Raw genomic sequence first — 13,704 nt, 5'->3', positions numbered from 1 at the left:
AGGAGGCTCCAAACTGACTACAGGGAAGTGGTCAGACAGACAATGTTTTGTTGTAGACTGTACCGCCGACACGGACATTTTTCAGTACCAGGTCTTTGACATTAAAGAGATACATAGGATTCTCTTTATTCACCGGATTACCGAGATCACAGTCAGAAATAGTGACATTTTTTACCGGCACAATTTTGGGCGCAGGTGATGCAGGGCCGTTGTAATCGCTGGGTACAGGCCCCAGAATAACGATAGCCTGATAGCTGGAGAATTGCCCTGCACCAGTGTCAACGTTACCTACATTAACGTTAGAAATGTGAATATCGGACACCACAGGTGGACGTGTACGGACATTGTCGTTGATCGGATCGTAACCGCAGTCGATGGTAATAACCGCACCGGCAGAAGTTGCCACCGATTTCGTCGGAATCACTGAACCGGGTAAGGTTGAGTAAAACGCCGGTGTCGTACGGATACCATTCGGAATACTGATATTCCTGATGTGCAGATTTTTCAGGAAACCACCACGACTCATATTGCATTTAAAACGAATCGCAATATTCAATGGATCGGTTTTCCAATGGCTGTTTTCAAATACCAGATTCTGTGCAAACACATTCTGAATACCTGCCGACATAATGCTGCCAAATGTCATCGCGCCATGCCCGCTGTGCATCTTGCAGTTTTGCACGACGATATTTTGTGACGGACCATACTGGACATCCGGTCCTTTGCCAGCATCGACAGCAATGCAATCATCGCCAGTATCAAACGTCGAATCTTCGATCAGGACGTAGTTACAGGATTCTGGATCGAAGCCATCGCTGTTCGGACCTACGCTGTTGGCGTAAATGTTTTTCACATGAACATTGCGGCATCCGACCGGGTTATGTTGCCAGAATGGCGTATTCGTTACCTGATAACCCTGAAACAAAACATTGCTGCAATTGATGAACTGCACCATGTGTGGACGGAGGAAATGGCCTAAACCGAAAACACGTTTATCAGCGGCGACTCCGGCTTCCGCCAGCGCCCGCAGATAATTCGAGTCACGACGCCATTTATCACCCTCGCCCTGAATGAACAGGCGTTTTTCTTCCGTCAGATGCGGCGCAACTTCCGCCAGCGATACAGGATTCTGCGGATTCAAAGATACTTCTGTCTCGCCTTTCTGATGCTTGATCCAGTCGCCACTGCCAGGGGCAATATCACCGACCGAACTTGGCTTTTCACGTCCCTTCCAGGACCACCAGCAATACGGGCTGTCGGTGAAATTAACACCGGCCTGTCCATCCAGAATCGACGTCCAGTCATCACCCGTCAACGCGATATTTCGCTGACCGTACGCATACACCATAGACGAGAAATTCAGACAATCATTGCCTTCCCAGCGTGTCATGGAGAGCTTGCCGTTTTTGCCGCAGTCATACTTACCGTATTTGGCGTAATCCGCCGGATTATTACTGAAATAAACGTGTGCTCCGGCATTCAGATGCACATTCACATTGGAGAGCAAAACGATAGGTCCGGCACAGTACCAATTCCCCGCCGGAATCACCACACGCCCGCCTCCGGCCGCATGGCAGGCAGCAATCGCAGCCGCAATAGCTGGATAGCAATCGGTCGCTTCAGCAACAGGCGTCTGCAAGGTTTTACGTTCGACGAAAGAAACCCATGCTTCTACCGGTTTTACTTCACAGGTTTTGGCACCATAACTGGTGACCAGAAAATCTTCTTTGCGAAAATGGATAGGTTTGGCAAAGCGATCAATAATCGCCTGCGCCTGTTTCCATGGATCTTGTTTCGTTGTCGCAGCAATCGCTTCGCTGGCCAGACCACTGCCCATCAACAGTCCGACACTGGATGCGGCTTGCAACAGGCTTCTGCGTTTTTCGTTAATCACAACACTCATAATTTTTCCATCTTTTAAAATGTCCCTGACCTGCAAGGCCAGGGACTAAGCACTATCAGAAGTCGTAAGACAAGCGAACATTTAAAGCACGGCCAACAGGGCTCGCGGCGCTGCTCAGATAACCGTAGGTGTAAGCGTTATGATTAGTGACAGGAGGACGGGCATTCAGAAGATTCGAAATGCCTGCGGAAATTGCCATGTTTTTAAAGCCACGGTAATTCACTGTCCAGTTCCAGATGGAATACGACTCGATATCACGGAAATACTCTGGTGCCACCAGGTTCTGATCGTGATAACCAGTGTTGAAGTTTTGCGTCAACTGTGATGCCCAGTCGCCACGATCCCAGGATAAACTCAGTGTGTGCTTCCAACGGAAAGTGATGATAGGCATGCTGGAAGTGGTGCCATTGCTTGCTGCACCAAAGCGACCGATATTCGACACATACGGGCTATCTTTTTCCAGCTGATTATCAAACTGCGTCAGATAAGTACCGTCAAGTTTTACCTTAAAATTGCCTGCGGATGTTTTCGGGAAAGCATAGGCCAGTGAAACGTCGATACCGGAAGCTTTTTGACCACCCAGATTCATCGTGACATTTTTGATGAACGCCAGTGAACCATCTGCATTACGCACAAACAGATCAGCATATTTTTGCGGATTCGTGAAATAAACCTGTTCTGGTAAGTTCGCCAGCATGTCGGTCATTTCTATGTGCCAGTAATCAGCCGATACCGTCAAATTTTTCAGCGGTTCAACCACAAGACCGAAGGTATAACCTTTGGATTTTTCTGGCTGTAAATCAGCATTGCTACCGGTTTGCTTAGGTAAGGTCGTATTACAGACAGTAGAAGCCACCAGACCAGGTAAGGCTTTACCTGTGCCAGCAACGCCTGGCGTGCCGCCCGGACATTGCACAGGATCATCCCATTTCGCTGCTGTTTTTGTCGTTGCACCTGGCAAACGGTAACCGTAGCGGTCGAACAAAGTCGGTGCACGGAAACCCGTGTTAGCAGAACCACGGAACATCAGTTCTTTGGTTGGCTGATAACGGAAGCTGGCTTTAGGGTTGATCGTATTGCCGAAATCACTGAAATGATCGTCACGTACTGCAAAGTTCAGATTCAGTTCTTTGGTCAATGGTACTTCTAACTCAGCGTAGGCCGCAGCGACATTCCGGCTGGATTTCGCAAACGATGGCGAAGCGCCTGCATACGTTGCAATATTAGTGATGTCCGTCTTTTGATCTTCCGTCGTATCACGGTGATAGTCCGTACCCAGCGCCAGCATCATCGGGCCGCCAGCCAGATTTGACAACTCACGCGACACCGTCAAATCAACGCCAGTAAATGTACTGACAGAATGCCGGTTCAAGGCGCCATCGACCGAGATACTTTTCAGATATGCCAGCCCGGCCGAATCTTGTAAGCCGAATGGATTCAGGGTGCCGTTGCTGATACCTTTCAGTAAATCAGCCCCGCTCACATAGCCAGAGTCATAGTAATTTTCACGCAGACTGTGACCATAAACAAAACCAAGTTTGTAATCCCATGATGCGATACGCCCTTCGTCGTTCACGGCGATACGCTGGTTCACTTGTTTATCTTTGGTTGTTGCCAGCCCCAGATCAGCAACACTCCAGGTGACAGTCAGAGGTTCGCCCTTCAGACCAGCAACTGCAGGTACACCACCGCTGCCGCCCGGATACCATTTACTGCTTGACGGTAATTGCGCCGTCACACCATTCGCAGCCAGACTTGTTGTTGGATTTTTAGTGCCCAGGATGTATTCCTGTCCACGCATGTAATCCACCGTCAAGGTGTGATCTTCATTGAAGCGTTTTGTGAATTTGGTGTAGAACGTCACCTGCTCATTGCCATACAAAGCACTACCGTATGCAGCGTCGTTCAGAATACAAGTATTTTTTGCACCTTGCATCGAATACGGTGATTGGCAACCTGAAGCGTAGTAAGGATTTTGTGCGTTTTTATTTGTTGCGGTCGTGAAGTTGGCAGGCATCGAATAACCGCCACTACCCAATGCAGGTGCACGACCAATACTCGTCAGAATATCATTTGTACTTAATTCGGCGCGATCTGATGCCGCCAGACGACTACGACGATGTGCGTCAACAGTGGCATACCAGTTCCAGCCATCTTGTGCCAGGTTGCCGAAACCGACAGTTCCGCTGATACGCTGCTCATCTGCACCACCATTTTTTTGTGGCTGCACCAATTGCGCAGATATCGATTTACCTTCAAATGTGCGTTTGGTGATGAAGTTAACTACGCCACCGATCGCATCCGAACCGTAAATCGAGGAAGCACCATCACGCAATATCTCTACGCGTGCAATCGCACTCATAGGAATCACATCCAGATTGGCATAGCCATCGGCAATCGCTTCGTTCGCCAGACGACGGCCATTCAACAACACCAGCGTGCGGTTAACACCCAAACCACGCAGATTGATGTTTGTACCTGAGCCTGCATTTGAAGGTGCCAGCGATGCTGATTCCGGCAATGCCATCATCAGATCGGCAAGTGTGGTCATACCACGTTTTTCCAGCTCTTCACCAGTCACCATCGTGACAGGCAACGATGCCTCGGTAGCCAGACGACGGATAGAAGACCCCGTGACTTCTACCTTTTGTATTTCTTCTGCCTGCACCTGATTGACCAGCGTCAGAACAGCAATACTGACGCTGCTCAGCATAAATGCGGAACGGCTCGTTACTTTCTTTTTCATTCTAATGTCTCCTCAAACTCCTATTTTTCATCAACGATGTCACTCCCGGTTTTGGTGGTGAGTGACTTGTCTGGAGCACCTCGCGTACTCCGTGCCGCTGCGACGAAGATGAGTACACAAAAAATATCAGTGTCTCACCGGGGTCTCAGCCGGTCGAAAAATCGGTAGTCTCTACCGCTAAAACTGGCAAATGTGTCTTTGCCTTATCAGTGTTTCAGCCGCGAGAAAAAGTTCTGGTTACACGTTCCAGATGCGCCCGCATCGCTTTGCGGGCAGCCGCCGGATCATGTGAGGCAATCGCCTCCAGAATGTTTCTATGGTCCGTCAATGTTTCATGACGTAATTCTTCTGTCTGAAAATGCTCCTTCAATTTGTGCCATAAGCGGCCACGTTGATTCCATAAATACTCGACAGCACCGACTAACGCGCTATTACCTGTTGCTCTGGCGATGGACAGATGAAAATTCCTGTCAGCACTTTCATTACTGGCGTAATTCGCGTGATGCGCTTCCATCTCCAGTACCGCTTTTAAAATGTCGTCAATCGCCGAATCAGTCGCCACACGTGCCGCAATTGCTGCGACTTCTGATTCAATCAAGCGCCGTGCCGATAACACTTCAAATGGCCCGGCACCGACTTCAGGCAAATGTGCCTCTGATTCAACCACCTGACTGACATACACACCAGAACCGCCACGCACTTCAACCGTACCGCTCAGTTCAAGTGCAATCAGTGCTTCACGTAAGGACGCGCGTGATACGCTGAGCTTTGTTGCCAGATCTCGCTCAGATGGAAGACGCTCACCAGGTTTGATTTCTTCTTCAGCAATCAATCCCTTAATCTTGTCTGCCACGACGCGATACAGGCGCGGCTCATGAGAAATTGCCTCGCTATGTCCCACATTATTTTTTTTATTCATTTTTTGACGACCTTATCAACATAACAGCCAGTCATTTTTTGTTCGGTCAGGCCATTCTAATTTGGTCTGACCAAAACATCAATCTGGACTAGCCAAAAATTTATCATAGTGGCATACTCACCACAAATTCGGCAGCAAAGATTATAGCGAAACGGCCGCAGCACTCCCAGTTAAAATGCGATAAACCATTGAATTTAAATGAAATTAACTCTAAAAATTCAACTAATCTACAAAATTACGCATACCTGATCCAATAAAAATATTTTGTGACATCGGCGCAATTCGGTCTATCCAGTTATCATCTGGTCTGACCAATTTTTTAAAATTTTGCGCTAATCAAAAAATAACACCACCGCAAAACCAGGCAAAGGATATTTCATGCAGCTTACTTCCGAGCAAAAACCCTTGTATATCAAGATGCACGACGATGACAACGTCGCCATCGTCGTCAATGATGGCGGGCTGCCGGCACATACCGTGCTCCCCTGCGCTCTGGAACTTGTTGATCATGTTCCTCAGGGACATAAAGTTGCGTTAACAGATTTACCCGAAGGCAGCGCCATCCGGCGTTATAACGTGACGATTGGCTATACCAACACCGATGTAAAGCGTGGTCAGTGGCTCAATGAAACATTGATACGCATGCCGGATGCCCGCGTACTCGACAATCTGCCGATTGCAACTGTATCGCCAACACCGTTGCCCCCGCTTGAAGGTCATACGTTTATGGGCTACCGGAATGACGATGGCAGCGTCGGGACACGTAATATCCTCGCCATCACCACGACTGTGCAATGCGTGTCAGGCGTGGTCGAACATGCAGTCAAACGCATCAAAGCAGAATTACTGCCGGATTTCCCAAACGTCGATGACGTTATTGGGATTGAACACACCTATGGCTGCGGTGTTGCGATTGATGCGCCGGGTGCAGAAATCCCGATTCGTACCATCAGAAATATCGCCCGCAACCCGAATTTCGGCGGACAGGCAATGGTCGTCAGCCTCGGTTGTGAGAAATTACAACCAGCCAAACTATTCCCTGCCGGTAGTTTCCCGATTAAGAATGAAGCACAGCCTCCCGTTGTCTGCCTGCAAGATGCCGCCCATGTTGGTTTTCAATCGATGATTCAATCCATCATGGAGCAGGCCAAAGCGCAGTTGACGATACTGAACCAACGTCAGCGCGTGGTATGCCCTGCTTCTGATCTGGTCGTCGGTGTGCAATGCGGTGGCAGCGATGCCTTTTCCGGCGTGACCGCCAACCCTGCGGTCGGATTTGCCACCGACCTATTAGTACGTGCGGGTGCCAGCGTGATGTTTTCCGAAGTGACAGAAGTGCGCGACGGCATCGATCAACTCACTTCACGCGCCACGAGCCCGGAAGTCGCCAACGCCATGATCAGGGAAATGCAATGGTATGACGATTATCTGAAACGCGGCGGTGCAGACCGCAGCGCCAACACGACGCCGGGAAATAAAAAAGGTGGGCTCTCTAACATCGTTGAAAAAGCCATGGGGTCCATCGTCAAATCAGGCTCATCACCAATTTCAGGTGTGTTATCGCCCGGCGAAAAACTGCAGCAGCGCGGCCTGATTTACGCAGCAACACCCGCCAGTGATTTTATTTGCGGCACTTTACAAGTCGCAGCCGGAATGAATCTGCATATCTTCACCACGGGCCGCGGCACACCTTATGGTCTGGCACCAGTACCAGTGATTAAAGTGGCGACACGCGATGATCTGGCGCGACGCTGGCATGATCTGATGGATATTAATGCCGGCAAAATTGCGACTGGTAGCGCCACGATAGAAGATATAGGCTGGGAACTCTTCCACATGATGCTCGATGTCGCCAGCGGTAAAAAAACCTGGGCTGAACATTGGAAACTCCATAATGCTCTGGTCTTGTTCAATCCGGCACCAATCACCTGATTGTTGATCGCTGATCGCAATCTATGCTGCTGACAGACCGATATCAAGTTAATCAATCTAAGCAATTACTGACCCGATTCACTACACAAAATAAAAACGAGGAAACTATGAACCAACAAGTTGCAGCAAAACCTTTTCACCGCATCTTATTGACCGGCGCCGCTGGCGGTCTGGGAAAAATCCTGCGTGAAAAACTCAAAGACTGGACGGATATTTTACGTGTCAGCGATCTGGCTGATCTGGGTGCTGCGCAAGAAGGCGAAGAAGTCGTACAGTGCGACCTTGCCGACAAAGCAGCGGTAATGGATCTGGTGAAAGATGTAGAACTGATTCTGCATTTCGGCGGCATATCCGTTGAAGCCAGTTTTGAAGACATCATGCGTGCCAATATTCAAGGCACCTACAACATTTACGAAGCAGCGCATCACCATAAAGTACGCCGCGTGATTTTCGCCAGCTCTAACCACACTATCGGTTTTTACAAAACCACTGATTTCATTGATGCGACGATGCCACCACGTCCTGATGGTATTTACGGCGTCAGTAAATGTTTTGGTGAAAGCCTGTCCCGCTATTATTACGACCGCGTTGGCATCGAAACCGTATGCGTACGCATAGGCTCCGCCTTCCCTGCTCCAGCCAATCGCCGCATGCTGACGACTTATCTGAGTTACGATGATTTAGTTGAATTACTGCGTTGCGCAGCCTTCACTCCACGCGTCGGCTACACCATCGTATTCGGTGTCTCCGACAATCGTGAAAAATGGTGGAGTAATCACGCGGCATCGCATCTGGGCTACGAACCAAAAGACAGCTCAGATAAATTTGCGCATTTATTTCCGGATACAGGTCGCTATCCGGATGCCGATGATGTCGGCAGCACGTATCAGGGCGGCGGCTTTATTCTGAGCGGCCCACAGTACAAACCATAATACAAACCATAAGTTGCAACAACAGCGCCAGTGATGTGATCAACTGGCGCTGACATTTCCGCGATTGAATAGTCAGAAAATCCTGATGCGTTCTTAATATCGTCTATGGTACGCTGCTCAGATGAACAAAATCACTGAGCTCCTGCAGCGACCGCATTCCCCGTTAAGAGATAGCTTTTCTATCTTTTTACTGCTGGCATCAGCCAGCGGTGTCAATGCGCTGATTGACCCTTATGTCTCGCTCACCAGCCAGTCCATGATCTATGTGCTGGCGGTCGTGATTGCGGCATACAGGTTAAGCTGGATTTACTCTGTCACTTGCGCCCTCGCCGCGGTGGCCGCGCTGAATTTCTTTTTTGTGCCACCGCGCTGGACCTTCCGCATCGATCAGTCGGAACATTTCATTGCACTGATCACGATGCTGGTGCTGGCCTTGGTGATTCATCGCCTGACATCTGGCCTACGTCGAGAAACCGAGATCGCGCATCTGAATGAGCAACGTGCACGACAATTGCAACATCTGGCGGTGCAACTCGCCGCATGCAATAGCGCTGACGATATTTCTGGCTTAGGACAACAAGCGTTCGACGATTCTTTTTCCGGCATCAACCTGCTTGGTCTGAACGACGCCAGCGGAAAACTACATTGCCGCGATGAGCTGCCGGTGACCATACGCGATGGCATGGCATGCTGCATGAAAGAAGGCAGCGTCATCGGCGCGGGCACCAATCGCTGGTCTGATCTCGACGCATGGTATTTACCCATAGCAGATAGTCATCCGCATGGACAAATGCTGGGCGCTGTATGCATACAATCCGTTGCTGCAAATGACAGCAGCGGCCGCCAGCATGCCGAAGCGCTTTGTACGATACTGGCGCAGGCGCTCTTGAGATTAAGCCTGAACGCCAGCATTCTGGCTGCGCAACGCGAAACAGAGCGTCAGCAATTACAGGGCATATTTTTAGCGGCGGTCTCGCATGATTTACGTACACCATTAGCCGTCGTGGTCGGTGCAGCATCCGCGCTGCAACTTCAGCATGCCAAACTCAGCACAGCCGAACAAGAACACCTGCTCGACAGCATCATCAAAGAAGCCGGATATTTATCGGCGCTGACAGAAAACACCCTGCAACTTGTGCGTCTGGAAAACACACCGCAATCGCTGGTGCGGGATTGGGAATCCATAGAAGAAATCATCGGCAGCGTGCTGGCGCGGGTGCGCCAACATGACACAGACAAACGCATTCAGCTTCAGCTTCCGAAAGGCCTGCCATTGGTCAGAGTCGATCCGGTTTTGATTTCGCAACTGCTGGCGAATTTGCTGGAAAACGCCCTGAAATATACCGATGGCGACATACAACTGCACGTCAGCATACAGGGCGCACAAGGTTCTGATGAACACAACGCCGATCAGCATCAGCAGTGGATGCGGATCTCGGTGAAAGACAGCGGTAAAGGCATACCGGAACACGAACAACTCAGTATTTTTGAACCCTATGTGCGTGGCGATCACACCGATCGCAGCAGCCAGCGCGGCTCAGGACTCGGGCTCGCCGTTTGCAAGGCCATCGCAACTGTGCATGGCGGCAATCTGGTGCTGAACCAGCCACAGGAAGGCGGCAGCGAATTCAGCTTGCAGTTACCGCTGGATGCGCAACCACCCGCACTTGCAGGAGAGTTGTCATGAGCATCCGCGTGTTAGTGGTGGAAGACGACAAAGAGATACGCTCACTGATACAGGCATCGTTGTCTGTCGAAGGGTTTACCGTGCAAACCGCCGTCTCCATCAGCGAAGCCAGCGCCATCTTAAAACATGCGTTGCCGGATGTGATGGTGCTCGATCTGGGCCTGCCCGATGGTAACGGAGCCGACCTGGTGCGCCAGGTGCGCAAGCAAAGCAATCTGCCGATTCTGATTGTTTCAGCCAGACACCAGGAAGCCGAAAAAATTGCCCTGCTGGATGCAGGCGCAGACGATTATCTGACGAAGCCATTCAGCGTCGGTGAAATGCTGGCGCGCATCCGGGTCGCCTTGCGCCACCGGGGCACCAACGTGCCCGCCGCCACAACCGAATACACGCTGGATGGCTTACACATCGACCTCAGCACCCGCCTGGTCGAACGCCACGGCCAGGTTCTGCATCTGACCAAAACCGAATTCAGCTTACTTGCACGCCTGGTGCGCAGCAGCGGCAAAGTCGTCACACACCGCCAGCTGCTGGTCGATGTCTGGGGCGAAGAATTCATCGACCACACGCATTACCTGCGACTCTACATGGCACAACTGCGCGCAAAAATCGAAGACAACCCGACAGAACCCCGCTACCTGCTGACAGAAACCGGCGTCGGCTATCGCCTGGCCGCCATCTAGCGCCAGCATCGTCATCTGCCACTAGCCCCGTCAAAATGCTCAAAATATACTCCCCGGGGTATCTCTACAAGCCCAATGTTTCTGAAGGGATTAAGGGTGTTTTATTAAAAACAGGGGGGAGTATGCAAAATTCAGGCTGTTTACCTGCAGTTTTGAGGATGATTTTTGTCTGTTGCCAGCGTAGGCAAATGCGTATCCAGTAGGCATGTTTTTTCAGTTGCGAAACGTGAATACAGGTAACACTTCCGTTCCCGCAGCTATTCGAATAAACGAGCTTTGGCGATGCCGTTGATGTGATCCTTTTTTTTGCTTGGATATGCGCTATCTTTAACCGGTATACCCAAACATAGCCAGACTAGATAAATAGAAAAAGGCATAGCAAGCGTATGGTTAATTTTTTAACGCTGAGTTAAGATGCAATCTTGCAAACTTAAATCTCGGCTGTAACCTTAGAGGCCTAATACGTCATCCAAAGCCGATGCCTTCGGTGCGGCCTTAACTCCCAAGTTAGGTTTCACGACTTCCGCAGCTGATGCAACCCAGCTACTGTTAATTAAGGAAAAAATGAGCGCGACCATAATCGGATTATCAGCGATAGCAAAGGCAGCGTCTCCGATAATAAAAGACATTTACGACGGCGCAAAGGGAACAGTCCAAAGGTCGCTTGACCGCTGGACCGCGACAGGATTCTCAAAGAAGATTGCTAGACAACTTTCCGACATCGACTCTGTGCGAACGATATGGAGCCCAGAAAAGAATGTTTCACTCAGAAGTTTCTACTATCCGAGTAGGCTTCGTTCTGCTGAAGAAAGATCAACGGTCCTAGAGTCAATTACCGATCTTGGTGAAGGCTGCATAGTCATTCAAGGCATCGTTGGCCAAGGAAAATCGATTCTACTTCGCTATCTGGCACTCCAAGAAATTCTCCGTAAGGACAACCGACGCCTACCGATCTTTCTTGAGCTGAGAAAAGTCACAAAATCGACTCCATTAATCGCATCTATTCACAAAGCATTGTCGGCTTATGATGTTAATGTAGACGATGCATTGTTCGAATATCTGGCTGCATCAGGAAAGATTGTAGTACTCCTCGATGGCTTCGATGAATTGGAAACGCCACTGGTTAGACAAGCGACTCTTGACCTCGAACACCTTGCGCAAAAATTCCCGGAACTTCAGATAATTGTAACTTCAAGACCAAACAACGAGGTTCAAAAACTCAACTCCTTTCGAGTACTGGAAGTCGCTCCGTTGCATGCAGCAGACTACCCTCCATTTCTGCAGGCACTAGGTCTTGAACCCGTCAAAATTGTCGATATCGTGCACGCAATTCAGTCGAGTCCGAGTCAAGTAGCGGGGTTGATTGTCACCCCCCTGATGTTAACCTTGGTAGTATTTGTCTACCAATCCGAAAAGCAGATTCCAGCCGACCTCCCCGAGTTCTTTGATAGACTTTTTTACACAGTCTTTACTCGCCACGATAAGCTTAAGGCCGCCTTTGAAAGAGAGCACCACTCAGGACTCTCAGAAAGGAAACTCCAAGCCCTCTTTGAGGCATTCTGTTTCATGAGCCTTCAACTCGGAACCAGCCGGACTCTGAGTCCAGCACAGTTCAATGAAGCCTTTGAGCTTGCACAAGACTACCTTGAAGGATCAGCATGCAAGGAATCTGCGTTCAGAAAGGACATAACCAAGGTTGCATGCCTGATGCTAGAGGAAGGTGTCGGAGACGCGACGTTCCTTCATAAGAGCATCGCTGAATATCACGCCGCTGCATTCGTAAAAAGTTCTGATGATGCATTCGCTAAACGGTTCTACGAAGAAGCCACCGTGTCGTGGGTTCACTGGCAGGAATGCCTTGGCTTTCTACAGAGCATTGATCCCTACAGATTCTCCAAATATTTCGCGATCAACAATCTACGTTTAGCGATTTCATTGTTTGAAGAACTTGCCGCGTGCAAAAGTGGAATACAACTACAGACCATGATGCCCTCATGGATGAGCAAAACGTACGTCGCTTATCGTGCGTCGCCGGATAAGGCTGGAACGTTTAAGCGGTCCTCATTTGGGAGTTGGCAAGAAGCAGACAACTTCTATGCACGAGAACTTAGCGACGTGCTGTCAACAGCCGCGTTCCTCACCGGACCAGAAATTCTAACTGAATCCGAGGTATCGGAACTTCGTGCCGAAGAAATGCAAATCTCAGCTCATCTGAACAACGAAATAGAATTCGCATTCCCGAAGTTTCTGGATCGATGGGGAATCGATAAATGCCAGAGGAGTCTGGCAGATCATATCTATAAGCTGAAGGAAAAGCTAAAGGAAGCGGAAGTTCACGCCAACAAGCTGAATAGCCGACCCATGATCTTTGACAGAAAGCGAAAGAGCTAGCCTTGCTCCAGTTCCGCAACCACATGAAGTTCATAGTCTTGTCCGCCCTCAGCATCTGCATTACTGTCCGATGTATCGCGAGCGAACCCTTGGCGCAGTCGCGTAACGGTAAGGTCAGAGTGGAACGAATGCCCGAAGTTGTTGAGAAGGAGTTCGAGGGCTGCAGCTGCAACTTTAGCAGCAGCCACGGTCAATCTTCGACGGTTATGGCCTGGATCTATGGGGTGCAAGAACCGACAGAAGCCGCAATGCAGATAAACGGAAAAACCGAGCGCCAGGTACTTGTAGGAGTGAAGAGCCGCCGTAAGGGAGGCACAAACTCTGAGCCCCAGGTCGGCGATAAAACTGAATACAGATTCTCGGCACCTGCCAGCGGAACGCTTCTGAGTTGTAAGGTATCTCAGACCTGTTGGGGAACGCCAGGCTGTGAGTACATTGGCTATTCCTGCACTGCCAAAGTAAGCTCAGCCGGCAGTCAGGTCACGCTTTCCGTATCTGGGGGCTGCGGGTG

Annotated in this window: 8 protein-coding genes; 5 read left to right on the top strand and 3 right to left on the bottom strand. The window is 49.9% G+C overall.

All coding sequences use genetic code 11. The annotated features are described in order from the left end of the window. Window positions 1-31: 31 nt before the first annotated feature. The 3 genes from H8K26_RS12610 to H8K26_RS12600 form a co-directional block, all read right to left on the bottom strand. Window positions 32-1,903 carry a glycoside hydrolase family 28 protein gene (locus tag H8K26_RS12610; RefSeq protein WP_190479947.1) on the bottom strand — a complete coding sequence of 624 codons (1,872 nt, stop codon included), beginning with the start codon at window positions 1,901-1,903 and terminating at the stop codon, window positions 32-34. A 55-nt stretch (window positions 1,904-1,958) separates the two neighbouring features. Then, entirely contained in the window at window positions 1,959-4,649 is a 2,691-nt protein-coding gene (locus tag H8K26_RS12605) for a TonB-dependent receptor plug domain-containing protein (protein WP_190479945.1), read from the bottom strand. A gap of 214 nt (window positions 4,650-4,863) precedes the next feature. Further along, on the bottom strand, window positions 4,864-5,568 hold the full coding sequence (locus H8K26_RS12600) for a FadR/GntR family transcriptional regulator (protein ID WP_190479943.1): 705 nt from the start codon (window positions 5,566-5,568) through the stop codon (window positions 4,864-4,866). Window positions 5,569-5,946: 378 nt separating this feature from the next. On the opposite strand from H8K26_RS12600, the gene garD reads away from it, so the two are divergent. The 5 genes from garD (at window position 5,947) to H8K26_RS12575 (ending at window position 13,193) form a co-directional block, all read left to right on the top strand. After that, window positions 5,947-7,500, top strand: a complete 1,554-nt coding sequence (garD, locus tag H8K26_RS12595; RefSeq protein ID WP_190479940.1) for a galactarate dehydratase — start codon at window positions 5,947-5,949, stop codon at window positions 7,498-7,500. A 107-nt stretch (window positions 7,501-7,607) separates the two neighbouring features. Next, complete coding sequence (locus H8K26_RS12590) at window positions 7,608-8,432, top strand: NAD-dependent epimerase/dehydratase family protein (protein WP_190479938.1); 825 nt, start codon at window positions 7,608-7,610, stop codon at window positions 8,430-8,432. 121 nt (window positions 8,433-8,553) lie between these two features. Continuing rightward, window positions 8,554-10,119 carry an ATP-binding protein gene (locus tag H8K26_RS12585; protein WP_190479936.1) on the top strand — a complete coding sequence of 522 codons (1,566 nt, stop codon included), beginning with the start codon at window positions 8,554-8,556 and terminating at the stop codon, window positions 10,117-10,119. Continuing rightward, the gene (locus H8K26_RS12580; RefSeq protein ID WP_186897958.1) at window positions 10,116-10,802 is read left to right on the top strand and encodes a response regulator; all 687 of its coding nucleotides are present in this window, start codon (window positions 10,116-10,118) and stop codon (window positions 10,800-10,802) included. The genes H8K26_RS12585 and H8K26_RS12580 overlap by 4 nt, the downstream gene beginning before the upstream one ends. 564 nt (window positions 10,803-11,366) lie before the next feature. Next, window positions 11,367-13,193 carry an NACHT domain-containing protein gene (locus tag H8K26_RS12575; protein ID WP_190479934.1) on the top strand — a complete coding sequence of 609 codons (1,827 nt, stop codon included), beginning with the start codon at window positions 11,367-11,369 and terminating at the stop codon, window positions 13,191-13,193. Window positions 13,194-13,704 lie beyond the last annotated feature (511 nt).

It is taken from the genome of Cognatundibacterium aquatile (genome assembly GCF_014699135.1).
In the GTDB taxonomy this organism is placed as follows: domain Bacteria; phylum Pseudomonadota; class Gammaproteobacteria; order Burkholderiales; family Burkholderiaceae_D; genus Undibacterium; species Undibacterium aquatile.
Note: the sequence above shows the minus strand (reverse complement) of the source record. Positions and strands in the feature narration are given on the sequence as shown.